Raw genomic sequence first — 24,142 nt, forward strand, 5'->3', positions numbered from 1 at the left:
CCGAATCTGAATAATCGAGCGCAGTGATCGTCATCCCGTTCCTGGCGAAGTACCAGGTGTCCCTTCCTTGCCCGCAACCTAGTTCCAGGACCGTCTTGACATCATGAGATCTCAGTGTCGGCAGTGCACTAACGGCTAGCTCGCTCGGTTCCTTGCCAAAGAAATCCTGAGCCTTGGTGTAGGTGTTATCCCATTGCTTCTTTTGACTGGTCTCATCTTGCATCAGAGTCACCTTTAAGAAAACGGAGGGCCGAGAGGTTAGGTGGATGGCCCTTCGCGTCGGCGTTACTTTGCCCTCGACTTTGGTATCGGACCTTCCTTCATCCTCTCCACCGCGGCAACTATCTCCTTCATCTTGCTTCCAGGGATGCCAACGAGCATCTCCTCGGGTCCGATATCGGTGGTCTTACGGCAGCCGAAGCATCCAAGCGAGATATTGACGTGGCCCTCTACGTAAGGAACGACAGTAGAGTCGGCGCAGGCAGCCTGGACCGCAGCCATGTTCACAGTGACCCGTCCACCCATGGAGAACGTGCTCGCCGCTGGGATCAGCCAGAAAACCTGCTCGGGCATCCCGGAAACGATGACCACATCGGGCTTGAGCTTGGCCTTGCTGAGCGGAGCGACAGCGGTGGCTTCAATGCTCCCTGCTTCCAGGGACGGTCGCTGAGCAATAGTCGATCTAGCAGCCTCCTGACTTTCGTACATGCCCATGTTGTAGTGGAACTCCCCCGAGACCACTTTCTCCGGTACCGGCACGATCCCCAATGATGAGGCGCCTACCGGGCATGCTTGTTTATCCCCTTGCACGACCAAGAGTTCACCCTTCCGAGCCCTCATGATGGCCTGGCAGTGCCGTATCGGCTTGTCCGGCGCCACATATCCCTCAGGAAGCGATTGCCCCTTCTTGATTAGAGTAATGGCCACCGGTTCGTTCCTTAATCCCAAGGCCTCAACGAGTTTCCTTGATTGCTCCTCGCACTCGGTCATAGATTCCCATGAATCCATGGACGGAATGAATCTTATTCCTTTCGTCGATTATTGATTACTATTGGAATTGGAAGCTCCATATCTAATCTCCATGGAACTTACCGGACTACCGGTGAAATTTGATATGGGTCGTTCCTCATCTCTTCAATTTTGGCTTGGCCACGTAGAACTCGCAGTCCGGGTAGAAGCTCTCGCCCTCGCATAGATGGTAGTCCTTGATCTTCAGGACATCGTTGCGTATGCGTCTCGCCTTGCAGTTCGAGCAGCGACCGTCGGCTGCATGCCACAGGCAGCGCACCATTGATCTTTCGGATTCTTCCATGCACGAACCCCATTGGGGAACGGCTTAACGGGAGTTATCCCTTTCGTTAATCATCTTCGGACTTAGCGGGTGGGTCAACCGGCTATCAATAAAAGACGGTTCATCGCCATTGGAGTGTTCCTCGGACCCCGACACTCACATCGCTTGCTCCCACAGCCGTTCCTGGGAAGTCGATGCAAAAGGTTCTCCTCGACTACTTGCCTGACCCAAGAGAAAATGAACCCGTAGACCTCTTCACCGTCGTGGACCGCAGCACCAAGCTTCTGCTGATCGCCCTGTTCGTCGCTCTCACCGTCCCTTTGACCTTGGCCATCATCGTGTTCGCCGACGTGATGGAGGCCACGGAGCTGATCGCTCAGGCCCTGCTCCTCACCGCGATGCTACCGCTGATCGTCATGTCGGTGTACATGTGGGCGACGGGAAGGGGGGCGATGCTCATCGCGGGCTTCAACACCTCTCCCAAGGCGGTACAGGACAGCTACGACTCGGCCGCGCTGGCCAGGTTCGTGGGTATGGTGTTGACCATCTTCATGTTCATACTCCTCATGGGGCTGGAAGCCCTCGTGCTCTTTGATGCCGCCATCCCCTTCTGGATACTGCTAATCGTAAGCCTGACCATCCTGTCCGCCAGCGTCGTGTACATGAACACCGGGAAGCGGTTCCTCAGGGACGGAGCCCGTCCTCCGAGCGCTTTGATAACCGCGGCCGACCGGAAACGGAACCGGCGGCTCATGATCGCTGTCCTCGCCGTCATCGCCATCGTCTTGGTCGCAGCGTTCTTCTTCATCGGCTCGGGGAGCGTGGCCGCGTCCCTGGACGCCGATTCTCTCCATGTCAGCGCCCCCATGGTCAACGAGAATGTTGGATATCACAGCATCACCTCGGTGGAGCTGCGCCATGGTTTCGATGACGGGCGGCGGGTGAATGGCTTCGGTGGAACCCAGGTGAACAGCGGAAGCTTCGAGAACGAGGAGTTCGGACACTACGTGCTCGCTAGATACAACGGCGTCGACGCCTGCATCGTCGTCCACCGCTCCGGAGGCGTGCTGGCATTCAACCTGCAAACCGCGGAGGAGACGGAGCGGTTGTACGGTGAACTGCTGACCAAGCTATGAGGCCCGGCCGGCGTTCTCACTGGTGACCGCTCGGTCCGGAAGCACACGCTCCGCTCGCGGCGGAGGGCGACAGCGACTCGGCCTCGATGTACACGCGGTTCCCGACCGGGTAAGCGCTCCGCAGGTCGGCCTCGATGCGGCGGATGGCCGCGTGCATCTGCTCAGCGGTGGTGCCCTCCACGAAGCACACCCCCATATTCACCAGGAGCTCGTGCGGCCCGAGGTACATGGTGAGGATGTCGTTGGCCCGCCTTACCGCCGGATCTGACTCCACCCTCCGGCGGATGTCGACCAGCTCCTCGTGGGAGACGCCCTCTCCCAGTAGGAGGCCGGCGGTCCTCGAGGCCAGGAACCAGGCCACGCACATCAGCAGCAGACCGATGGCCACCGAGGCCACCCCGTCGAGGTACGGGTTGTGAAGCAGATGGCCAAAGAATATGCCCAGGAACGCGAAGATCAGGCCCAGCAGCGCCGCGGAGTCCTCCAGGACAACGGTATAGAGGCTGGGGTCCTTGGAATGCTTGAGGAACTGCCAGGCGCTCTTCTCCCCCTTCGCCCGCAGGAACTGCCTAACGGCTATGGTGAACGAGCTGCCCTCGATGAGCATCGAGATCGCGAGCACGATGTACGCGGCGGTGGGATCGCCCAGTTCGGTGGTAGGCGTCACGTCCATGATGTGGGTGATGCCTTCGTAGACCGACATCCCGCCGCCGATGCCGAAGATGGAGATGGCCACGATGTTCGTCCAGAAGTACAACGATTTGCCATGGCCGAACGGGTGGTCCTCGTCGGCCGGCCGCTTGGACCGCTTCATGCCCAGAAGCAACAACCCTCCGTTGCCCGTGTCGACCAAGGAGTGTATGCCTTCTGAGACCATGGCCGACGAGCCGCTTAGAACCGCGGCGATGAACTTGACAATGGCTATGACCAGGTTGCCCAGTATGGCCGCCACCACCGCGACCCTTGAACCGCCTTCCGCTTCCATCGTTTTTTACCTCGAACCTGCCGGTACGGGGCAGAACGCTGGGTGGCTATTTCAAGATTGATATGGTGGCCGTCAGAGTCGGCCTTTCTTCATACCCCGTCTCCGCCCGTATTACGCTGTTTGACTTCATCCCCGGCCAGTCGCCGTGATTATCACTGGATGGCGTGGCATGTTATCACGGAGCGGGCCCACGGCGTTCTGTATTTTATATTCTATTGACAATTTAATACATCGAGGACCATCTCGGAGGCACCATCTTGGCCAACAAAAAGAAAATGGACCTGGAAACGCTGATAGGCTACTCCTTCAACGAACCGGAACTCATGGAGAGGGCCGTAGCCCATCACGGCACGATGAACGACGCCCGGGCGACGAACAAGGCAAAGGACCCCGGACTAGCGGTGCTCGGACAAGCGGTCATATGCTGCACCGTGGTCAACCACTTCTACTCCCTGGGGATGAGCGAGGAACAGATCAACGGGGAGCGGAAGGCGAGGGTGTGCCGGGAGAATTACATCCGCGTTGCCGAGGCCATCGGGCTCGGAGAATATGTCATGCCCGAGGCCAGGAAGCGCTCGGCCAGCGACCTGCGGAGCGATAAACTCGGAGAGCGGTTCGAGGAGATCATGGGCGCGGTGTACCTGGACGACATCAACACTGGCGGCACCGGCATCGGGGCATGCTGGGAAGTGCTCAAGAAGGTCAACATGATCTGAGCCGCCAGCACGCTGGGGCAGCGACAGCTGCCCCTTCCCAGGCTGTCCCGGTGAGGCCAGCTAGTGCGAATAAAATGAATCACTACGGTTCGATCCCGATAGGTTTATTGTGATGCGGTAAGGTGAGATTGAATGGATTGTCCTCCCTCAATAAAAAAAGGTGATTTGGCAGATATACAGCCATCTTTCGATCCAATCTTAGATCTTGAATATTACCCAGCGGCAGCGATTTGTCGGAATGGAGAATACCACGAAAGAGTGTTATTTATTGACGAGGATGATGCGAAGAAGATAGGCAGTTATGATTGGTTGAAGAAAAGCACATACTGGAGGGATAATGTATTCATAGAATTCCATATGATAGAAAGTGTAAAACCGTCAAAATGGAGGCTACCTAGAGAGATTGTCCAGGATATTTTAAGCATGTCCATTTACGAGCGCCGCAGATTCAATCTTCAAACCAAGAATGGCGAGAACATATATAATCAAAGTTGGAATATTAAATTTGGTCAGTTAGATTTCCTTATGTTACCTGGGGGGCAGGATCCATCGGATATTGTATCTGTAAACTGGGTATTCAATGAAATGAAAGAATCTGTAACTACATTAATCGAGTTCGGAGACATTCGAATATGTGTATTTCCATCATCCATTGAATCAGAGCACAATTTTTCAACTATTACTGAAAAAGGATATGCAGAGCATGAGGCAAGGAACATTGAGGGAGAGCGAAAGGTTAATCGGATTACCAGAATGAATCAGATAAATAAACTGGCTATGTCTAAGTCGGTACATACAAGAATCTCATTTCAAGATGAAATCCGAAGGAAACAACATCATATTTCTGGGGCAAGTCCAAAACGCCTTGATAAGCGGTTAAAAAAAGACCTTATCAGGATTGATCCAGGGAAAGAGAGAGAGTACCCGTGTAAGGTAACGCTCAGGGATGGAACTATGCTCGAAAATGTAGTTTTAGTAAAAAAAGGCATAGTTGGGAAGAGACTCCAGAGTAAATATTCTACTCATGAAAGAGATATCAATGAATATTACGTCAATGCGGATGATATTGTTGCTATTGAAGAGAGCCCCAACGCTATACCTGCATTTTTAAGAAAAAGGATACCTCAAAGGATGCCTGAATGGCCTTTAGAGTTCAAGATACAAATGAATGATGGGACTGCTCACGCGTACCAGCATTGCAGTCCAGAGAATGGCTTTCTCGATTTACCATCTCCGTATCAGACGTCAGACATCATATCCCTTAATGAAAGAGAGGGTTATGCTAGTCATAGCCTTGCTTATATCGCTGATTCAATTTATTCCATATGTGTATTCAAATGATTTGGTTGGACAATTGCCCCTCCATTCATTCTCGAATGAAACCTGAAGTTGGGTGGAGCGAGATCATCCTGCGCGAAGATTTGTGTGGCGCGGGCCATTCCATTACTATCAGAATAGCGCCGGAGCGCCGAAGCACGTGCCGGGAAATACCATGTGCTCCTGGATGTTGGTAACATCCACGGTGGCACTATGGAAAAACCGGATGGTTTGAAAGGGGGCCAGGCCCCCATGGTACCATGCGTTACTTCTTGCTGCCGTTCGTCCGTTCGCTCAGGACCTGCGTTATCGATTCGCTCATCGACACGCCGTTGATCATCTTCCTCTTGACTAGCTGGTTGTACTGTTCCTTGGGTATCCACACCGTGAGGCGGGCGAACCCTCCCTTGGTCTTCATATCGCATTCCCTCCTTGCATCTGTTATTAATAATTCGGTCGATCTTCAGGCGAAGGTGTTTGGATCGAGAGTCGCCTCAGGGCGTACCGCCTCCCATTACCTCGAGGGCTGTTCGTCCGTCCCTTGAGCTCACGTCGACCGCCTCCTGCGCTTGCACCGCTCGGTCATCGTGCCGCAGGGTTCGACCTCGTTCTTGGTGTCGTCGACGCGGACGCAGAAGTCGCAGCAGTCCTCGAAGACGCGATCGCTCAGGAGCCCACCTCCCGGCGAAGCGGGTAGAGGGAGTTGTGGCAAGGGCCGTCGTGAGGAATCTCGCAGAGGGGGCACTCGGGAGGTTTTATTATTGCGTTTTTTCCCGAGCCAAGGAATGCGATCATGCGCTCGGCTTGGTCCCTCAAGCCTTCGCCAGTATCATCTGACCCCGAAAGTATTTTTTAGCCTGAGCTATCAAGAGGATGGGGAACGAGAATGAACCACACAATCATACATTTTGAGATCCCGGCGGACGACCTCGGCCGGATGAGAGGCTTCTACCGGAACGTGTTCGGCTGGAAGTTCACCGAGGTGCCGGAAATGGAGTATACCACCATCCAAACCGTCCCCACCGACGAACGTGGCATGCTGAAGGAGCCGGGGGTCAACGGCGGCATCTACCAGCGTAAGGAGAGGACCCAGGTCCCTTTGAACTACATCTCGGTGGATTCGGTGGACGAGTTCATCGACCGGGCGGTGAGCAACGGAGGAAGCGTGAGGTCCCCCAAGATGCACATACCTCACGTGGGGGATGTCGCGGTCATCGCCGACCCCGAGGGGAATGCCCTGGGCATCATCCGCCCGGAGATGTGACGGGATCAAAGGCCCTTCCACCGCTGGCGGTGGTTGAATCGGGGCTGATCGTGCGTCTCCGTCCGGGGCGGGGGGGTGACCCCGTAGCCGACCGTGCTGCGAGGCCGGACGAGGTATCTTGATCCGCCACTGGTGCGGTCATGAGCGATCTTCATGAACAGGATGAACCACATGACATAGGCCGCCAGGACCACGAGGACCGCGGGCCAGAACATGGTGAAGATAAAGGCCACACAGGCTGACGTAAGCAGGGTCACAAGCACCAGGGAGGCGACGTACCGGCTGATGTAAGAGTGGTTGCCCGATTCCGCCCCTAGGTTGCTGTAGCTGGTCTGCCTGACCACCGGGGTCAGCACCGTCTGGAGGACGAACCACATCAATACCGCCGCCAGAATGCACACTCCGAAGGCGATATAGTGGATCCTTCCCGAGGTGGCGATAAGCGCCAGGATGGCTCCCAGATAGAACACCCCGGTCATCAGCAGCAGTCGGGAGCCGCGGTAGACGCGGAATCCGCTGCCCGGCATGATGATCTTGCTAAGGGTCCTCGCCACCAGCGAGGCGGAGTACTTGATGAAGTGGGGCATCCTCCGCGCCAGGCCGTCGGCGAGGTGGTTGCTGCGACGCATCAGGAAGGGGCACAGGGCGCTCATGATGAAGGTGAAGGCCCCGGCCAGAGGGTATAGCTCGGCACCCTTGGTGGTGGCCACGGAATGCTTGGCCACGCTCGCGTACATCACCGACTCAGCGCCCCGGGCACACAGTGATGTGGACACCGCCATGCTTTGCCTCGAGGAGTATCCCATGAAGTACGAGACCACCGCGGTGATGAGCACGTCATCGACGAACACGAGGACGACCGCTACGGCCACGATGCCGATGACGGCTGGGAACAGGGAGGGATCGATCATCATGCCGAAAGCCATGAAGAACACCGCCACGAAAGCGTCGCGGAAGGGAGCCATCTTCTCCTCCATGCGCTCGGTGATCTTCGTCTCGGCGAAGGTCATGCCGATAAAGAAGGCCCCGATCATCGCCGGGATGCCCAGGACCTCGGCCACCGCGGCGGCCATACACACCACGCCCAGGGCGAAGATGACGAACATCTCGTCATTCTTCATCCGGACCAGGTACCGCACGGTGCGGGGGATGACCACCAGGGCGAGGACGGCGAAGAACGCCACGAAGATAGCTGCCCCCACGAGGAAGCTGGTCATCGAGGTATCGGCGGAGGTCTTGACCATCAGCCCCCCTATCGCCGCCAGGAACACCGCGGAGATGAAGTCTTCCACCACCATCACCCCCAGCAGGAAGTCCGTCTCCGGCGCGTTGAGGCGGCCCAGCTCGATGATCGACTTCATTGCCACCGCCGCACAGCTCATGGCTATGACCGCGGACAGGAACACGGTGTCCAGTAGGGGCCACCCCAGTGCTGTGCCCAGCAGGATGCCGGTGAACAGATTGACCCCGATGTTGACAAGCGAGAGTATGATCGCCGGGCGCTCCACCTTCCTGAGCTTGGAGATGGAGAACTCCAACCCCACGAAGAACATCAGCAGGACGATGCCCAGGTCGGAGATGAGCGTGATCAGCTCGGAGTCGGCAATGACCCCGTGATACTGGAAGCCCAGAATGTCAATGCGCATGAAGGGGCCAATGAGGATGCCAGCAAGGATGTAGCCGAGGACCACGCTCTGTTTGGTCCGACTGGCCAGGGCGGCGCCTAGGAAGGCGACGAACATTATGACGCCCACTTCCAACATGATGTTGCTTTCGGTCACCGTGGTTCCCCTTCGAACCCTGGTTCGAGGGAAGGTCCCGGGCCTCCCTGCCCCGTGGGCAGCGAGGCTACGCTATCCTCCCTTCTGAACCCAAAGGCCCAGTGCATCCCTGCGCGCGGTATCAGGGGGTGTTATACATTAACCTTGCTCAGTGAGGTCGGAGTGTGGGAAAAAACACATTAGCTTTCATCCCATTGTGAAGTGCGATGAGCAGCTGGCACTCCTGCGACCCCGGACAGGTGATGGACGAGCTGTCGACGTCCTCCTCGGGCCTCACCTCGGAGGAGGCGGAAGCCAGGCTGCAGAGGTACGGGCGCAACGAGCTTAGAGGGAAGGAAGGGCCATCCCCCCTCACGATCCTTGTACGACAGTTCGTCGATCCCCTGGTCGGCATCCTGTTGGTGGCAGCGATCGTCTCCCTCGGGGTGTGGTTTGTCGACCGCAGAGAGGATGAGCTGATCGATGCTGCGGTGATAATGGTCATCGTGCTCATCAACGCCGCCCTGGGGTTCTACCAGGAGTACAGGGCTGAGCAGACGCTGCGGGCGCTGAGGGAGCTGGCATCCCCCCAGGCCACGGTCGTCCGGAATGGATTGGAGAGCGAAGTGCCGTCACCTTCCCTGGTCCCCGGCGACGTCATCGTACTGGCGACCGGAGACCGGGTCTCGGCGGACGCCCGGCTGCTGGAGGCGGTGAACCTGGACGCCATGGAGTCGTCGCTAACTGGAGAATCCACCCCGGTGAGCAAGAACGCCGGCGATAGAGTGCCCGAGGACGCTCCGGTGGGGGACCGATCCACAATGGTCTTCTCGGGCACGGTGGTGGGTCGGGGCCACGGACAGGCGGTGGTGGTGGCCACGGGCATGGACACCGAGCTGGGTAAGATCGCCGGGTTGGTGGGGGGAAGGAGCGAGCAGACCCCCCTGCAGAGGAAACTCGCCCGGCTCAGCGTTCAGCTTGGCATCGCCGTCCTGGCCATCGCCGTCGTCGTCTTCCTCATCGGGCTGCTGAGATCGGTCGAGGTGCTGGAGATGTTCCTGACAGCGGTGTCCCTGGCCGTGGCGGCGATCCCGGAGGGGCTCCCAGCGGTGGTGACCGTATGCCTGGCGCTGGGCCTCGCGCGCATGGCCAGGAGGAACGCGGTAGTGCGATCGCTGCCCTCGGTGGAAAGCCTAGGTAGTGCTACGGTCATCTGCACCGACAAGACTGGCACGCTGACCACGGGGGAGATGAGCGTTACCGAGGTCGCATTGGTAGACTGCACCGTCGAGGTCACTGGCCAGGGCTATGGGCCGAGCGGAGAACTGCGCCACCGGGGAAGGAGGGCGAGCGTCGGCGGTGAGCTTGCCTGGCTGGTGAGAGCGGGGGCGCTGTGCAACGACGCCCGGCTGGTGCACGACGGCGCCTGGTCGGTTGCCGGGGACACCACCGAGGGCACCCTGCTGGTCCTCGCCCTGAAGGCAGGCGAGGACACCGAGGCCCTGAAGGCCGAGTTCCCGCGGGTGGACGAGCTGCCCTTCGATCCGGTGAGCAAGCGGATGACCACCGTCCATCTGCGCGAGGGGAAGCGCTACGCGTTCACCAAGGGAGCGGCAGAGAGCGTGCTGCCGCTGTGCGGAACGGCCATGGTCGATGGTTGGACCGTTCCCTTGGACGAGGAGATGCGCGACATGGTGATGCGCAAGGACCGGGCCATGGCCAGCCGTGCGCTGCGCGTTCTCGCCCTCTCCATGAGCGCGGATATTGGGGACGGGGTTCCGTCGGAGGGGACGACCTTCCTCGGCCTGGTGGGGATGATCGATTCGCCTCGCCCCGACGCCATCGAGGCGATCGGCCAGTGCCGTTCCGCCGGCATCAGGGTCATCATGATCACCGGGGACCACGAGCGCACCGCCGAGGCCATCGCCCGACAGATGGGGATCGGGGATGGCGTCACCCCGGCCATCTCCGGCCGGGAGATGAGCGATATGAGCAAGGAGGAGCTGGCCTCCCGGGTCAAGGAGGCGAGCGTGTTCGCCAGGGTCACTCCGGAGCATAAGGTCGGCATCGTGGAGGCGCTGCAATCCAACGGCGAGGTGGTGGCGATGACGGGCGACGGGGTGAACGATGCCCCCGCCCTGCAGCGAGCGGACATCGGAGTGGCCATGGGCATCACCGGCACGGACGTGGCCAAGGAGGCGGCGGACCTCGTGCTGACCGATGATAACTTCGCCTCCATCGCCGGGGCGGTGGAAGAAGGGAGGAGCATCTACGACAACATACGGAGGTTCGTGGCCTTCCTGCTGTCCTGCAACGGGGGAGAGATCGCCCTCATCCTCGCCGCCACGGTGCTGTTCACGGAAACGGACCTGCTGCCTTTCCTGCTGCCCATCCAGATCCTATGGGTGAACCTGGTCACGGACAGCTTCCCGGCCCTGGCCCTGGGACTGGAGAGGACAAACCCGGGAGTCATGCGGCGGTGCCCTCGCGACCCACGGGAGGGGCCGGTGACCAGGCTTACGGTCTACCGCATCGTGATTCTGAGCGCGGCGATGGCAGCGAGCGGCCTGGCGGCGTTCCAGCTGAGCATGGTCATGGACGACAACGTCTCCCAGGCCCGGACGGTGGTGCTCTGCACACTGGTCCTCACCCAGCTGTTCCTGGTGTTCTCCTTCCGCTCGGAGCGCTCGATCCTGGTAACCGGGCTGCGGGGCAATACCCCCCTGCTGTATGCTGTCCTTCTTTCCTTCGCTCTACTGCTGGCGGCGGTGTACCTGCCGCCCCTGGGGGTCGCATTCCGTACCGTCCCCCTGGGAGCGGAGTGGCTGTACATCATCCCCCTGGCCCTCCTCGGCTTGGCGGTCGACGAGGCCATCAAAAAGATATTCAGGAGGCTCAGAGGTAGGGAGGAGAGCTGTGAGCTGAGGGACGATGGAGATTGACGGTTCGTTCGGCGAGGGGGGCGGGCAGATACTGCGCTGCGCGGTGGCGCTGTCGGCGCTGACCGGTAGGGAGGTCACCATGACCAATATCCGGGCCAAGAGGGGCAAGCCTGGATTGGCCGCCCAGCACCTTACTGCGGTCATGGGCGTAGCCACGCTGTGCGACGGGGACGTCGAGGGTGCCTACGTCGGCTCGACCTCGATCGCCTTCCGCCCCGGCAAGGTCCTCGGCGGCGCCTACCAGCTGGACGTGGGTACGGCGGGGAGCATCACCCTGGTCCTGCAGGCGTGTCTTCTGGCCTCTTTGCACGCTCCGACGACGACTGAGCTGGAGGTCCGCGGGGGCACCAATGTTCAGATGTCCCCGCCCGTCGACTTCTACTCGCACGTCCTCGTCCCTCTCCTGGGAAGGATGGGTTACGATGTCCAGCTGGAGCTGGTGGCCCGAGGCTTCTACCCCCAGGGGGGCGGCGTGGTGAGAACGTCAATGGCCCCCTGCCCTGGCTTGAGGCCTCTGTCGCTGCGCGAGCGCGGCAAGCTGGAGGAGGTGGGAGGCGAATGCTTCGCCCAGAACCTGCCCGATCACGTCGCCCACCGCATGGAGGACGCCGTCCGCCAGGTGCTGGTGGATCACGAGCTGAGACTGCGGGCGCATCGCACCTCCGGCCACTCCACCGGGGCTGGGACGGCGCTCTACGCCCGATACCATAACACCGTTCTCGGCGCGGACGGGTTGGGCAAGAAGGGGGTGCCCGCCGAAACGGTGGGCGAGGAGGCCGGCTGCACTCTCCGCCGGGAGATGGAGGGGCCCGGGACGTTGGACGTGCACGCCGCGGACCAGCTGCTGCCGTACTTGGCCCTGGCCAGCGGGCCGTCGGCGTTCAGGGTTCTAGAGGTCACCGAGCATCTCAACACCCAGATGTGGCTCCTGCGCCAGTTCCTGCCCGTCCGATTCAAGGTGACCGAGGGCGGCGAGGGAGCGATGGTCGAGGTCTTCCCTAACCATACATGCCGGGAAGGGTGACCTTCCGGAGCTCATCCTCCTTGCCCGCCTTCTCGTACATGTCCTTGAGGTTGCCCTCGATGACCTCGGCCTCCTTGACCAGCGGGCCGATGTCCAGGGAGTCCTTAAGCACCATGCGGTTGATAGCCCTGGTGACCGCCGCGGCGGCCCGGGCGTCGGGGAACTCACTGCTGGCCTCGGAAAGGATGGTGACGACGTCGAAGATACGGTTGACGCCCTCATTGAGCAGTACGCCGGACAATCCAACGATGACCCCTCCCTCGAAGATATCCACCTCGTTACTCTTCAGCATCTCCCTCGCTTCAGGCGTGGAGGCGATGCCTAGCACCCGGCCGTTGCCATCGGTGTTGGGGGTCCGTCCGCTCTGCTTGGTGCTGATGCCCTCGGGGGAGATGATCATCCGACACTTGTGGTCCTCGACCCAGTCCATGATCGTTTTTCCCAAATCCTTGATGATGTGCGGTGGAGGCTGGAACTCGGACACGAAGACGACCAGCCGGTCGCCGTCCTCGCCGACGTTGCCGGCGTACAGCCGCACCGGGCTGTTGGGTATCCCGTTCTTGATCATGGACACCGCCGGGAAGGTGTCGGAATCCACCACCGCGATCTGCCGCAACCCCAGCGAGCTGACCACGTAGTTGGCGACAATGGAGCCGACCAGCCCGATCGACGGGAAACCGTCCAGGACGTAGGCGCCGCGGAGGTTCATCTCCTCGATCTCGATGATCTTGATGTAGCTCATGGTGTTTCGATTCCAACGCCCGGCTAATAAGAGATGTGGGAAGGATTTAATGTCGGGGGCTGGATTTGGGGCCATATGAGACCCACGGTGACGGTGAACTGCGCCATGACCGCCGACGGAAAGATCGCCGGAAGGTCCCGCAAGCAGCTGCGTATCTCCTCGCCGGAGGATCTCCAGAGAGTAAGGGAGCTTCGAGCGGCGTCCGATGCCATCCTGGTCGGCGTGGGTACGGTCCTCGCTGACGACCCCCACTTGACGGTGAAGGGCCTGCCCAAGGAGCGCAATCCCCTCAGGGTGGTCCTCGACCCCCGCGGACGGACCCCCGACTCCGCCCGGGTGCTCGACGACCGGGCGCGCACCGTCATCGTCACCTCCGAAGGGTGCCCGAGGACATGGGTGGGAGCCGAAGCGCTGCGTGTCGGCGGGGACCGCATCGACCTCCGCCTCCTGCTCACCATCCTCCACGCCAGAGGGATAAGGTCGCTTATGGTCGAGGGCGGCGGGGAGACCATTTTCTCGTTCTTCAGGGAGGGTCTGGTCGACCGCTACATGGTGTTCGTGGGCAGCATGGTCGTGGGTGGACGTACCTCGCCCACCCCGGCCGACGGCGAGGGGTTGGCGGAGGAGGGAGGGGTGCGCCTGAGGCTGGCGGGGTGCGAGCGGATGGGCGACGGCGTCCTGCTCACCTACGAGGTCCTCGATGCCCGCCCCTAGGTTCCTGGCCGATGAGATGCTGGGTACACTGGCGCGGTGGCTGAGGATGCTGGGCTATGATACCGAGTACGTCCGGGATCTTCTCGACCGGGAGGTGCTGGAGCTGGCCAGAGCGGAGGACCGGATCATCCTCACACGGGACCGCCAGCTGGCGGAGCGCGCCGGGAACACGGGCCTGCTGATCACCGGCGATGACCTCGACGATCAGCTGGAGCAGGTGGTCAGGACATTCGCTCTGAGCAACGAACGATCCATGACCAGGTGCACGGTCTGCAACGGGAGGCTCGTGCTGGCGGACCCCCAAGAGGTGGCCGAGAAGGTGCCAGAGCGGGTCCTGGCCTTCAGGAAAGAGTTCTACCTTTGCCCTAGGTGCGGGCAGATATACTGGAAAGGGACGCACTGGGACGATATCAAGAGGAGGATCGGCCGCGTCCTCACAGCCGGTAGTAGTCCTCGCTGACTATCTTCCCCGAGGAAGCATTGACGATGATGATCCCATGCACGCCCTCCACGCACCAGATGGGGATGTAGAACACGCCTCGGTCTTCCAGCGCGATGTCCTCTTCCCTAGGGGTGACCCGGCGCTTCTCGGTGATGGTGACGTGATTCTCCTCGCGGATGCTCTCCTTGTCGTAGGAGTTCACCCTTACTAGCTCCCTCTTGGCCATCCGCCGGGCGTCCTCGGTGGCGATGGCAGGCTCGAGGGTGCGGTGGGTCATCTCCAGCGCATACACCACCTCGGTCCGCTCGTTCCACGACTCCACCTTGTGGGTGAGGCCGTTGACCGACAGGGTCCCCCTTTCCACCCCCACCTTCTCGTCGCCCATGTACAACGGGCAGATATAGCCATAGACATAGTGAGGCACCAGTTCCAGCCGGTAACGGAACCCGGAGACGGTTTTACGCGACAGTTCCCTTATGTCCTCCGTCCCCACCACTGGTCGGACGATGCGCTCGCCCACCGACGCGTCCTTGACGTCCTCCAGCAGCTCGGGGGATACCAGCCGGGGGTAGTCCTCGGCCACCAGCTCGTCGACCAGCCCGTGGTCCTTATCTCCCATGACCCGCTCGATGCGGGTCCGCCCGATCTCGTGCTCCAGGGCGCTGCGGTCCCATACCGTCACCGATCGGTCGAGGCTGTCGAGGAACGCCGGGGGCATCGTTTCCAGGGTGGCGATGACTTTCTTGCCTGGGTGGCTCTTGAACCTGGAGAGGAAGGCATCGGCGGCGGGACGGTCGATCGAGGGCATGAGAAAGAACACGATTTCCAGCCCGTCCTTTCTGGCCAACATGTGGTCCTGCCGCTCGGTCACCTCGAAGTCACGGGCCTGCATTATCTCGGCGACCAGCTTGGCCAAGGTCGTAAACGTGCACCCTGGGCGGAATCATGATGGGGTCATAAATACGTTTCCGGGAGGGATGTTACAAATAACCCAGGCGGCTGTTCCTGCTCCCAATTTTGCACATAGGACCTTTTAATTATTTAGACCAGATAGCTAGCCGAAGGGAGAATTTTTATGGACCGCAGGATGATGGCAGCCATGGTTATCGTCATCATACTGGTGATCTCCGGGACGGTCGCGGTGCTATCCCTGAACCAAGGGAAGAGCGAGGAACCGGTGGTCCGGGACCACCAGGCCGCTAGGGCATGGGTCGACCTCACCTCCATCTCCGCCGGAGAGGTGCGGGAGGAGGACCGGTGGGGAAACGTGGAGACTTTCAGCGGGGCGCAGAATGGTACGCTCAGCTACTACCACCAGGTGTCCTTCCATCAGACCGACACCACCGAGAGCGTGGTGCTCGGCGGCGAGGTGTGGTGCATGGTGAGGGGCAACACCAGCGGCGCCGTCCTCCTGCGCTATACCCCTTCGATCCAGGGAGCGGGGTGGAATATCTCCTTCGAGTGCTACGCCCCACAGGCCGGCGATGCCATCGACGCGACATATGGGAGGCAGCAGATCGGCCTCACCGCCACGCTCATCGACCGGCAGGGCAACGCCCTGGCGTCGGTGGACCTTTCCTATGGCACGCCGGGCGATAACTATGTCCGCCTCAGGGACGCGGGAACGGGTGAGGTCACCAACCTCAACGATGTCATCCTGCCCTCGGCCACGGTCAAGGGCCCGGCCGAGGGCTACGAACCGGAACGTTATCTGGTATCGTTCCAGAGCATGGGCGACCAGCGCTGCGTGGTCACCGTTATGCACACCTCGGGGGTGATGGTCGGCCGGGGGGTGGTGCAGATCCCGTCGAGCTGGGGAGGAGCGGCCCAGCTTGTGCTGAGCACCACCTCCACCGTCCTGACCCACCAGAGCCCCGACCCCGCCGTTCCTTGGGTGGTGGACACTCATAGTGGAGGCTGGTTCGTCGATGACCTGGCCTGCCGGGGAGCCACCGCCTCCTATCCCCTGGCTGGCCCCCTCTACGAGTATGCCAGCGAGGGTGCCGGTGTTCCCACCGGCGTCCTCGTCACCGGCGCTCCGTATCCCCATGCCACGGTCACCATCGGTGGAAAGGTCGCCACCTTCAACGAGACCACCGGAAGGTACGAGGCAGATCTGCGGATGAGCGTGCAGTGGGGGCGGAGCGTTGGCTACACCGTGGTCATGGACGGAGTGGTGGTGAATGACACCATGGCCTTGACCATGACCAGCTCGGCCCGGAACGCCTTAGTCAGCGAATGGTGGAACGGCTGGGACTGGGTCAGCGTGTTCGGGGTCGATGACTGCGGGGGGCCGGACAGCGCCATAGCGATCTACAAAGGCTACAACCACCCCATGACCGCCTACGTGATGAACTCGGGCGGATCGTCCCGGCAGACGCTCACTTACCCTTATCTGGAGATAGCCCTCCACGCCCCCCACGATTGGGAAGGAGGGGGCACCCGGTTCTGGGCCGACGGGGTGAGCAAGGCCAACGCCGGGATGACGTTCCTCAAGCAGACCTACGACTATGCCAGTCGGTGGGACGCGCCCGCCAACGGAGGCAAGGGCGACACCTATATCTCCATGGCCAACCCCGGCAATAAGGCCACCTACCAGACGATGTACGCACTTTACGAGGCGGGCATCCGCATCGACGGGCGGTCCTCGGACAAGGGTGGAGGTGCCCCGGGCAACCATACCCAGGTGGGCTCATGGTACGACCCCGGGGGGTACGACGGCACCGGGGCGGGGTGGTACTCCTACCAGCCGATCGACCTCATGGACGCCGCCCGCCTTCTCAGCTGGGACGGGGAACAGAGCTGGAGCCAGAGCTTCGGGCTGGTCAACAGCGTGGCGGAGAGCCACGGAGTGCTCCGGGTGTACGGACACCCAAACAAGGTGATCGCCTTGCCTGAGCTGCTGCACTGGATCGACGATCCCAAGACCAACTACTCACGGGAGAATTGGAAGGCCACCGACGGAGAGGTCGCCAGCTATATCTACGGCCGATGGTCCACAGACATCGCCCTCGATCCAACCCGCTCGGACGCCACCACCTGGACCTACAACGTGAGCACTGCCGACCCCACCGCCGCTGGGTACTGGAAGGTACCGATCACCATCGGCATCGACGTGGGCGGCAAGAAGCTCAAGGACGTCGTGGTGACCACCAACGAGCGGAGCGTGAGGCTCAGCGATCACACCCTGAAGGACCTGGACGGAGCCAGGATCATGGACTCGGGCTACGACGTCAGGAACGGCACGCTGTATGTCTCCGGCATCTGGACCGGGGGGGCCAGGATCACGGTAACCTTCGAGGAAGGGGAGAGCACGGCATTGAACCTGACGCCCACCACGCCGTTGATAATTCGCGTGGAGTGACCGACAGGGACAAATCACGGAATGGGGCTGGTAGATTCATGGACCGTTTTCGCGCGATGCAGCTCTCTGGCGCAGCGCTGGTGCTGTTGGGCATTGTTGTGCTAGCCTGGGCAGCAGCCGCCGGGCAGGTCTCCGTGGCCCTGGTGCTCATCGTTCCTGTCCTCTACGGCACAGGTCCGCTGGTGGCCTTCGCCGCCCTCGCGGTGTTCGCGGGCATGGTGCTGTTGTCCCTTTCCCTGTTTGGCAGGCCTGGGGGCCGGGACGCCGGAATAACGTCGGCGACGGGCAAGAGAGAGTGGGGCGGTGTCGTCCTCATCGGGCCGATTCCCATCGTTTTCGGTTCTCCGGGGATGCTCGAGGGACGGGGGGTTCTCGCGCTGCTCGCGGCCCTCTCCATCATTGTCCTTCTCCTGTTCCTATTCATTTCCCTGAGATGAGCCGCCGGGCACAGGCTTCGGTGCTCTCGTCCTTATGGCGGGACCCCCGGACCTCGGAGGTGATCAGCACATAGCGTTCGAAGTCGAGGCCCTTGTTCCTCAGCAACCGGCCGAGGGCGTGCTCGACCTCCTCCTTACGCAGCTTGATCTCCAGAGCTTCCCTGAGCAGCGAAAGGTCCTCGGGGGTTAGCGGTGCCACTCCTCGACCACCCTCAGGAAGTTTTGGAAGATGTCCGAGCCATGCTCGGTGTTCTCCACCTCGGGGTGGAACTGGAGGCCGTAGAACGGCTTCCCCTTGACCTTGATCGCCTCCACCGGGCAGTCAATGGTGTGCGCGAGAACCTCAAAGTTGTCCGGGACCTTCTTCACCTCATCGTTGTGGCTCTGCCACACCACGAACTCCCGGGGCAGCGATCGGAAGATATCATCCTCCTGGTCGACCACCAGGGTGGCCTTGCCGAACTCCGGCTTCCCGGCCGGGGCGGTCCTGCCGCCGAAGTGGTTGGTCATGAAGTGGAACCCGGCGCAGATCCCGAGGATGGGGAAGTCGGCGCGGTCGAGGTACTCGCCGTTGCGCCCCATCCGCTCGTTCTCATCGGCTACGTGCGGCGAGCCGCCGGAGAGAACCAGGCCGTCGACGTCCAGCTGATCGAAGGGCGTGTTGTTCGGTATGATCTTCGTCTCCACGTCCAGGTACTTCAGCACCCGCCACTCACGGTGGGTCCACTGGCCACCGTTGTCCACAACGTAGACGCGCATACATGGTTGTGAACGCGCGCGGTTAGATAAAAGCTGTCATTCGCCTTGGACGTTGCTTGCGAAAGGAGGTTTATCTACCGGCCCGACATTAGTCTGGCCGATGAAGGCGGTGCTGTTCGACCTGGGGCACACCCTGATCGATTATTACTACGACTGGAAGGGCCCCGAGGAGCGGGGGATCGCCGGGATATATGATATCGTCCACGAGTGCTCGCCGAAGACGGACCGGGAGGAGTTCACCACGTACCTGAGGGAGCGTCTTCAATATTCTCGATCGATGAAGTACGACCAGTATGTGGAGACCCCCCTTGCCGAGCTTATGGGCGAGTGTCTGGAGCGATACGGCTGCCTGGACGAGGACAGCCTGCAGAGGAGCATGGAGGTGTTCTACAACGTGCTGCTGGAGGACCGCAACCTGGTCCACGGTGCGGTGGATCTGCTGGCGGAGATAAAGGAGCGGGGCCTCAGCGTCGGCCTTATCTCGGATGTCGCGTGGGGGCTGCCTTCAGAGTTCCCAATGCGGGACATCCGTCACTTCGGCATGGACGCGTACTTCGACGACTACGTGTTCAGTACCGACGTCGGGCTACGCAAGCCTCATCCCAAGATGTTCAAGATCGCCCTATCCAATCTGGGTGTGGACGCGTCCGAGGCGATGTACGTCGGCAACTCCATCGCCCAGGACATCCGAGGGGCCAAGGGCGTGGGCATCCGAGCTGTGCTGAAGTCCTCGGCTTATTGCCCTCAGGCCGAGGGGGTCTTCCCCGACCACACCGTCCAGACGTTGGACGAGGTTGCGGGACTGATCGAATAAAAGAAACGCGCTTCCGGGGAGATCCCCGAAAGGAAGTAAAAAACCGCATCAAAAAGGCGGATGAGGTTACTTACCTACGAGTAGCGTTGGTCATTCCCACTCGACTGTCGCTGGTGGTTTGTTCGTTATATCGTAGACCACCCGGTTGACATCGCTCTTCATCTCGTTGGTGATGCGCACCGAGATGCGCTCCAGGACCTCGTGCGGGATACGGGAGTAAGCGGCACTCATGCCGTCGATCGATTCCACTGAACGCACGGCGATGGTGCGCCCGTAGGCTCGGTTGTCTCCTTGCACCCCGACCGACTGGCAGGGCAGCAGGACGGCGAAGTACTGCCACGGGCAGGTCATCTTTCCGGCGGCCGATGCGAGCTCGATCTCCTCCTCCACGATGGCACACGCCTCCCGTACGATGCCCACCGACTCCGGGGTGGCCTCGCCCAATACGCGGATCGCCAGGGCCGGGCCGGGGAACGGCTGCCGCTCGGCGACCTTCACGTTGAGGTAGCGGGCCACCACCCTGACCTCGTCCTTGTACAGGTCCCTCAGCGGCTCAACCAGCTCCATGTTCATATCCTTGGGCAGGCCGCCGACGTTATGGTGGCTCTTGATGACGTCCCGAACGCCGTCCCCGCTCTCAATCCAGTCGGGGGCGATGGTCCCCTGCACGAGATAGGTGGCGCCGAACTCCTTGGCCGTGCGCTCAAAGACGCGGATGAAGCGCTCGCCTATGATCTTGCGCTTCCTCTCCGGGTCGGTCACTCCCTTCATGGCGGCGAAGAATTCCTCGCTGGCATCGACGAGCCTGTAATTCACGCCCAGGTCGTCGAACATCTTCCCGACCGCTTCCGTCTCTCCCTTGCGCATGAAGCCGTTGTTTACATAGACGGTCAAGAGGCGATCGCCCATCGCCCGGGACGCCAGGACGGCGGCCACCGTGCTGTCCACACCCCCGGAGCAGGCGATGATCGCCTTCCCCTTGATCCTCGACCTCATCTCCTCGATCTGCTCGTTGACGAACCTCTCAGCATTGAACATCCTTGCCCACCTCCTCGGAATCCCGCTCCACCGCATCGGCCATCTCCCGGCGGTGCTTCTCCAGCTTGAACGTGATCTCCTTATCATTGAGCCCCATGATCTGAAGGGCCAGAAGGGCAGCGTTGTCCCCGCGATCCAAACCGACCCCCGCCACCGGAATCCCTGCCGGCATCTGCACGATGGAAAGGATGGAATCGAGGTTGACCTTCCCGCTGACCGGTACGCCGATCACCGGCCGAACGGTGGCGGCGGCAACCGCCCCCGGCAACGCCGCGGACAACCCGGCGATGGCGATGAACACCTCGGCATCGCTGCCGGTGACCAGTTCCCTGACCCGGTCCGGGGTGCGGTGGGCGGAGGCGACGACGGTCTGCGAGCTCACCCCGAACTCCCTCAGAATATCGGAGGCCTTTTTGGCCACAGGCGCATCGCTCTTGCTTCCCAGGACTATAAGGACACGAGGCATGAGCCAAGCAAAGTCGGACCTGATAAAAAAGGTTGTGATGGAAGGAGTTTGGCGTCCCTGTTCAGGACTTCATGATGGCCAGCAGGAAGACCCCGATGGCGATCAGGGCGCCGATAAGGGCGGCTAGGATATACAAGAAGGCCACCCAGATAGTCTCGATGATGCTGACGTCGATCAGACTGGGGTCCATCCACCGGAGGCCGACCCAGATGATGCCGATGAGCAGGCCGACGATCAGTAGCACGACACCGATCGTGCGGCTCTTGCCACTCCCAAAGTAAGCGGTGAACACACCGGCCAGGACAAGGAAGAGGCCCAAAGTCATCAGAAGTATGGTCAGGAATTCCATCAGTTGCATTTTTTCACCTGTTTTAGAACTTAATGCCTGTGAGCGTCTTGGTGTCTATGACCCCAGGGATCGTTCTGATCTGGTCCACCACCACCTGGCCAAGGCGGTTGAAATCCTCGGCCTCGATCTTGGCGATCAGGTCAAACTCCCCGAACAGGGGATGGAGCTCCACGACCTCCTTGACCTTAAGGAGCTCATTGTAGACCTCGTGCTCCTTGGCCGGTGCCGTGCTGATCAAGACGAACCCCACTGCCAAACTCTCACCTTGCTGACCCATTAGTTTATGTGCCATAATAAATGTTTCGACCCAAAAAATTTTTACTGGCTATAAGCTCCAGACAGCCATCGGGCTATCCCGGCAGGGACGCGAGGACGACCGCCGCCCTCTCCTCCACCATCTCCCAGCTCGGGAGGTTGGACACCGCTCCCGGAGCCTCCAGGACGAACGATGCCGCCGCGTTGCCATAAGCCATGGACTCGAGGAATCCGTGGCCGCGATAGCGTCCCGCGTAGAAGCCCGCCCGGAAGGCGTCTCCCGCCCCGGTGGGGTCGATCACCGCCGACGGTTTGGCCGCCGGCACCGACAAAGTGCCCTGGCCGGTGAAGGCCAATGCCCCCTCCTTCCCCCGGGTGGTGATTATCTCCGGAACGAATGCCAGGAGACCCTCGGGGCCGCCAGCATCCATATACTTAAGGGCGGTCCGCAGCTCGTTGCGGTTGCCGAACAACCTCGTGGCCAGCGGTAGCGCCTCACGGAAGGTATCGCGGTCCCAGATGCGGTGGATCTCCTGAGCGGGATCGAACGATATTTCCTTCCCCAGCCGTTGGCATTCGAGCATCACCGGCAGATAGTACTCCGGCCGGCCGGTGGAGATGTGCACGACCTTCGAACGGCGGGCGGAGTCGAGCCGGGGCTCGAAGCGCCCCATGTCCCGCATCGGACCCTGGTAGACGTAGGCTATCTGGTCCTCCTTGGAGTCGGTGACCACGATTACAGTGGAGGTCTCGTACCCCTCGACGGTGACGACCTCGGAGAGGTCCACTCCCTTGCTCTCCATGAACTCCCGGAAATCGGCCGGCAGGTCCGGGCCGACATAAGAGACCAGCGCGGTGGGCACGCCCAGAGCGGCAGCTGCAGTGGCAATGTTGGCGCCTGTTCCGCCGAAGTAGCGGTGTTTCTCCCGGATGTCCACTGAGGTGTTGGGTTCGGGGAACCGTTCCAGCGCCAGGATCTGGTCCAAGCACACGTGACCGTAGACCGTCAGGAAGGGGATCATGTGCCCTCTTGCCATCCCTGCAGGTACTTCCTCTGCTCCTTGGTCAGCTCATCGATCTCGATGCCCATGACCTTGAGCTTGGTGCGGGCCACCTGCTGGTCCAGCTCCTCGGGGACGTTGTAGACCTTGGCCTCCATGCGCGAGTGGTTCTTCACTAGGTGCTCCAGCGACAGCGCCTGGATGGAGAAGCTCATGTCCATGATCTCCACCGGATGCCCCTGCCCGGCGGCGAGGTTCATCAGCCGGCCTTCGGCGATGAGATAGGCTCGGCGGCCGTCGGCGAAAGTGTACTGGTCCACCGCCTCCCGGACCCTGACCGGATGGCCGGCAAGCGCCTCCAGCCCGACCTTGGAGATCTCGTTGTCGAAGTGACCGGAGTTGCCCAGGACGCAGCCGTCCTTGAGTACCTCAAGGTGCTCCCGCCGGATGATGTCCTTGTCCCCGGTGGCGCAGATGATGATATCCGCCCGCTTTACCGCCTCCCGCATGGGCATGACCCCGTAGCCGTCCATGCGGGCCTCGATAGCCCGTACCGGGTCGACCTCGGTGACGATCACGTTCGCCCCCATGCCCTTGGCCCGCATGGCGATGCCCCGCCCGCACCAGCCGTAGCCGGCGACCACCAGGTTCTTGCCGGCGATGAGCAGGTTGGTCGCGTTCATGAACCCGTCGAAGGTCGACTGTCCGGTGCCGTAGCGGTTGTCGAACATGAATTTCATGTGGGCGTCGTTGACCGAGACCACCGGGAACTCCAGCTTGCCCTCGGCCGCCATGGCCCTAAGGCGCACCACGCCCGTGGTCGTCTCCTCGTTGCCGCCCTTCACATTGGGCAGGAGGTCCCGGCGGGTGGTATGGAGAATAGTGATTAAGTCCGCCCCGTCGTCGATGACGAAGTCCGGCCGCATGTCCAGGACGGCGTTGAGGTTGGCGTAATACTCCTCATTGTTCTCGCCCTTCTTGGCGTAGGTCTCCAGGCCATAGTGGTGCTTGAGCGCCAGGGCCACCGAATCATCGGTGGACAGAGGGTTGCAGCTGGCCAGGCGCACCTGGGCCCCGGCCTCGGCGATGGTAAGGGCCAGGATGCCGGTCTTCGCCTCCACGTGCAGCGCCATACCCACCTTGACCCCTTCCAACGTCCTCTCCCTGACCAGGCGGGAGCGGATGTCCTCGAGCACGCCCATGTGCGCCCGAGCCCACTCCAGCCGCCTGATGCCCTTCTCGATCAGCTCGTCCAATGGAACACCGGGCGTGGATTGGACCGCCCCCTTATAAAGTGTACCGCCAGCAAGCTACTTCCGCCCCGGA

At 61.0% G+C, this 24,142-nt stretch carries 28 protein-coding genes; 11 read left to right on the forward strand and 17 right to left on the reverse strand.

Annotated features, from left to right (window positions below; all coding sequences use genetic code 11):
• From SA339_00005 to SA339_00015, 3 genes are all read right to left on the reverse strand, one after another.
• The coding region (locus tag SA339_00005; protein MDW5561579.1) for a hypothetical protein at nucleotides 1-223 on the reverse strand (223 nt) is incomplete at its 3' end.
• A 62-nt stretch (nucleotides 224-285) separates the two neighbouring features.
• Nucleotides 286-990, reverse strand: a complete 705-nt coding sequence (locus SA339_00010) for a DUF169 domain-containing protein (GenBank protein MDW5561580.1) — start codon at nucleotides 988-990, stop codon at nucleotides 286-288.
• A 136-nt stretch (nucleotides 991-1,126) separates the two neighbouring features.
• A complete protein-coding gene (locus tag SA339_00015; GenBank protein ID MDW5561581.1) occupies nucleotides 1,127-1,312 on the reverse strand; it encodes a hypothetical protein in 186 nt (61 codons plus the stop codon).
• 173 nt (nucleotides 1,313-1,485) lie between these two features.
• Between SA339_00015 and SA339_00020 the strand changes: the two genes are divergently transcribed.
• Complete coding sequence (locus SA339_00020) at nucleotides 1,486-2,427, forward strand: DUF3784 domain-containing protein (protein ID MDW5561582.1); 942 nt, start codon at nucleotides 1,486-1,488, stop codon at nucleotides 2,425-2,427.
• Between the two features lie 16 nt (nucleotides 2,428-2,443).
• Here the strand turns inward: SA339_00020 and SA339_00025 are convergent, their stop codons facing one another.
• Nucleotides 2,444-3,412, reverse strand: a complete 969-nt coding sequence (locus SA339_00025) for a cation diffusion facilitator family transporter (GenBank protein MDW5561583.1) — start codon at nucleotides 3,410-3,412, stop codon at nucleotides 2,444-2,446.
• Between the two features lie 257 nt (nucleotides 3,413-3,669).
• Here SA339_00025 and SA339_00030 point away from each other — a divergent pair, with 257 nt between their 5' ends.
• Nucleotides 3,670-4,128, forward strand: a complete 459-nt coding sequence (locus tag SA339_00030; GenBank protein MDW5561584.1) for a hypothetical protein — start codon at nucleotides 3,670-3,672, stop codon at nucleotides 4,126-4,128.
• Nucleotides 4,129-4,260: 132 nt separating this feature from the next.
• A complete protein-coding gene (locus tag SA339_00035) occupies nucleotides 4,261-5,469 on the forward strand; it encodes a hypothetical protein (protein ID MDW5561585.1) in 1,209 nt (402 codons plus the stop codon).
• Between the two features lie 241 nt (nucleotides 5,470-5,710).
• On the opposite strand, the gene SA339_00040 is transcribed toward SA339_00035, so the two are convergent.
• Nucleotides 5,711-5,863, reverse strand: a complete 153-nt coding sequence (locus SA339_00040) for a hypothetical protein (protein ID MDW5561586.1) — start codon at nucleotides 5,861-5,863, stop codon at nucleotides 5,711-5,713.
• A gap of 129 nt (nucleotides 5,864-5,992) precedes the next feature.
• Nucleotides 5,993-6,157: a hypothetical protein gene (locus SA339_00045; GenBank protein MDW5561587.1), complete on the reverse strand. Its 165-nt coding sequence runs from the start codon at nucleotides 6,155-6,157 to the stop codon at nucleotides 5,993-5,995.
• A gap of 174 nt (nucleotides 6,158-6,331) precedes the next feature.
• On the opposite strand from SA339_00045, the gene SA339_00050 reads away from it, so the two are divergent.
• The gene (locus SA339_00050; GenBank protein ID MDW5561588.1) at nucleotides 6,332-6,709 is read left to right on the forward strand and encodes a VOC family protein; all 378 of its coding nucleotides are present in this window, start codon (nucleotides 6,332-6,334) and stop codon (nucleotides 6,707-6,709) included.
• Nucleotides 6,710-6,714: 5 nt separating this feature from the next.
• On the opposite strand, the gene SA339_00055 is transcribed toward SA339_00050, so the two are convergent.
• Nucleotides 6,715-8,490 carry a cation:proton antiporter gene (locus SA339_00055; protein MDW5561589.1) on the reverse strand — a complete coding sequence of 592 codons (1,776 nt, stop codon included), beginning with the start codon at nucleotides 8,488-8,490 and terminating at the stop codon, nucleotides 6,715-6,717.
• A gap of 206 nt (nucleotides 8,491-8,696) precedes the next feature.
• Here SA339_00055 and SA339_00060 point away from each other — a divergent pair, with 206 nt between their 5' ends.
• The gene (locus tag SA339_00060; GenBank protein ID MDW5561590.1) at nucleotides 8,697-11,411 is read left to right on the forward strand and encodes an HAD-IC family P-type ATPase; all 2,715 of its coding nucleotides are present in this window, start codon (nucleotides 8,697-8,699) and stop codon (nucleotides 11,409-11,411) included.
• The gene (gene rtcA / locus SA339_00065) at nucleotides 11,401-12,435 is read left to right on the forward strand and encodes an RNA 3'-terminal phosphate cyclase (protein ID MDW5561591.1); all 1,035 of its coding nucleotides are present in this window, start codon (nucleotides 11,401-11,403) and stop codon (nucleotides 12,433-12,435) included. Before SA339_00060 ends, rtcA begins: the two co-directional genes overlap by 11 nt.
• Here the strand turns inward: rtcA and SA339_00070 are convergent.
• Nucleotides 12,410-13,177 carry a PAC2 family protein gene (locus tag SA339_00070; protein MDW5561592.1) on the reverse strand — a complete coding sequence of 256 codons (768 nt, stop codon included), beginning with the start codon at nucleotides 13,175-13,177 and terminating at the stop codon, nucleotides 12,410-12,412. The two genes, rtcA and SA339_00070, sit on opposite strands and share 26 nt — an antisense overlap.
• Before the next feature lie 75 nt (nucleotides 13,178-13,252).
• On the opposite strand from SA339_00070, the gene SA339_00075 reads away from it, so the two are divergent.
• Both SA339_00075 and SA339_00080 read left to right on the forward strand, forming a co-directional pair.
• Complete coding sequence (locus SA339_00075) at nucleotides 13,253-13,891, forward strand: 2,5-diamino-6-(ribosylamino)-4(3H)-pyrimidinone 5'-phosphate reductase (GenBank protein ID MDW5561593.1); 639 nt, start codon at nucleotides 13,253-13,255, stop codon at nucleotides 13,889-13,891.
• Complete coding sequence (locus tag SA339_00080; protein MDW5561594.1) at nucleotides 13,878-14,351, forward strand: Mut7-C RNAse domain-containing protein; 474 nt, start codon at nucleotides 13,878-13,880, stop codon at nucleotides 14,349-14,351. Before SA339_00075 ends, SA339_00080 begins: the two co-directional genes overlap by 14 nt.
• On the opposite strand, the gene SA339_00085 is transcribed toward SA339_00080, so the two are convergent.
• Nucleotides 14,326-15,249, reverse strand: coding sequence for a hypothetical protein (locus SA339_00085; GenBank protein ID MDW5561595.1), 924 nt, complete (start codon nucleotides 15,247-15,249; stop codon nucleotides 14,326-14,328). The genes SA339_00080 and SA339_00085 overlap by 26 nt on opposite strands.
• A gap of 174 nt (nucleotides 15,250-15,423) precedes the next feature.
• Here SA339_00085 and SA339_00090 point away from each other — a divergent pair, with 174 nt between their 5' ends.
• Both SA339_00090 and SA339_00095 read left to right on the forward strand, forming a co-directional pair.
• Nucleotides 15,424-17,697: a hypothetical protein gene (locus tag SA339_00090; GenBank protein ID MDW5561596.1), complete on the forward strand. Its 2,274-nt coding sequence runs from the start codon at nucleotides 15,424-15,426 to the stop codon at nucleotides 17,695-17,697.
• A gap of 38 nt (nucleotides 17,698-17,735) precedes the next feature.
• The gene (locus SA339_00095; GenBank protein ID MDW5561597.1) at nucleotides 17,736-18,134 is read left to right on the forward strand and encodes a DUF131 domain-containing protein; all 399 of its coding nucleotides are present in this window, start codon (nucleotides 17,736-17,738) and stop codon (nucleotides 18,132-18,134) included.
• Here the strand turns inward: SA339_00095 and SA339_00100 are convergent.
• Both SA339_00100 and SA339_00105 read right to left on the reverse strand, forming a co-directional pair.
• On the reverse strand, nucleotides 18,118-18,333 hold the full coding sequence (locus tag SA339_00100; protein ID MDW5561598.1) for a hypothetical protein: 216 nt from the start codon (nucleotides 18,331-18,333) through the stop codon (nucleotides 18,118-18,120). The genes SA339_00095 and SA339_00100 overlap by 17 nt on opposite strands.
• Nucleotides 18,321-18,893 (reverse strand): GMP synthase subunit A, encoded by a 573-nt coding sequence (locus SA339_00105; GenBank protein ID MDW5561599.1) that lies wholly within the window; start codon nucleotides 18,891-18,893, stop codon nucleotides 18,321-18,323. Before SA339_00105 ends, SA339_00100 begins: the two co-directional genes overlap by 13 nt.
• Nucleotides 18,894-18,993: 100 nt before the next feature.
• On the opposite strand from SA339_00105, the gene SA339_00110 reads away from it, so the two are divergent.
• Entirely contained in the window at nucleotides 18,994-19,707 is a 714-nt protein-coding gene (locus SA339_00110) for an HAD family hydrolase (GenBank protein ID MDW5561600.1), read from the forward strand.
• 90 nt (nucleotides 19,708-19,797) lie between these two features.
• Here the strand turns inward: SA339_00110 and guaA are convergent, their stop codons facing one another.
• The 6 genes from guaA to SA339_00140 all read right to left on the reverse strand — a co-directional run bounded on the left by guaA (nucleotide 19,798) and on the right by SA339_00140 (nucleotide 24,072).
• On the reverse strand, nucleotides 19,798-20,745 hold the full coding sequence (gene guaA / locus SA339_00115) for a glutamine-hydrolyzing GMP synthase (GenBank protein MDW5561601.1): 948 nt from the start codon (nucleotides 20,743-20,745) through the stop codon (nucleotides 19,798-19,800).
• Nucleotides 20,732-21,211: a 5-(carboxyamino)imidazole ribonucleotide mutase gene (gene purE / locus SA339_00120; protein ID MDW5561602.1), complete on the reverse strand. Its 480-nt coding sequence runs from the start codon at nucleotides 21,209-21,211 to the stop codon at nucleotides 20,732-20,734. The genes guaA and purE overlap by 14 nt, the downstream gene beginning before the upstream one ends.
• A gap of 61 nt (nucleotides 21,212-21,272) precedes the next feature.
• The gene (locus tag SA339_00125; protein MDW5561603.1) at nucleotides 21,273-21,569 is read right to left on the reverse strand and encodes a hypothetical protein; all 297 of its coding nucleotides are present in this window, start codon (nucleotides 21,567-21,569) and stop codon (nucleotides 21,273-21,275) included.
• Nucleotides 21,570-21,582: 13 nt separating this feature from the next.
• Nucleotides 21,583-21,837, reverse strand: coding sequence for an Lrp/AsnC ligand binding domain-containing protein (locus tag SA339_00130; protein MDW5561604.1), 255 nt, complete (start codon nucleotides 21,835-21,837; stop codon nucleotides 21,583-21,585).
• A gap of 73 nt (nucleotides 21,838-21,910) precedes the next feature.
• On the reverse strand, nucleotides 21,911-22,837 hold the full coding sequence (locus SA339_00135) for a carbohydrate kinase family protein (GenBank protein ID MDW5561605.1): 927 nt from the start codon (nucleotides 22,835-22,837) through the stop codon (nucleotides 21,911-21,913).
• On the reverse strand, nucleotides 22,834-24,072 hold the full coding sequence (locus tag SA339_00140; protein MDW5561606.1) for an adenosylhomocysteinase: 1,239 nt from the start codon (nucleotides 24,070-24,072) through the stop codon (nucleotides 22,834-22,836). The genes SA339_00135 and SA339_00140 overlap by 4 nt, the downstream gene beginning before the upstream one ends.
• Between the last annotated feature and the right edge of the window lie 70 nt (nucleotides 24,073-24,142).

It is taken from the genome of Methanomassiliicoccus sp. (genome assembly GCA_033485155.1).
Lineage (GTDB): Archaea > Thermoplasmatota > Thermoplasmata > Methanomassiliicoccales > Methanomassiliicoccaceae > UBA6.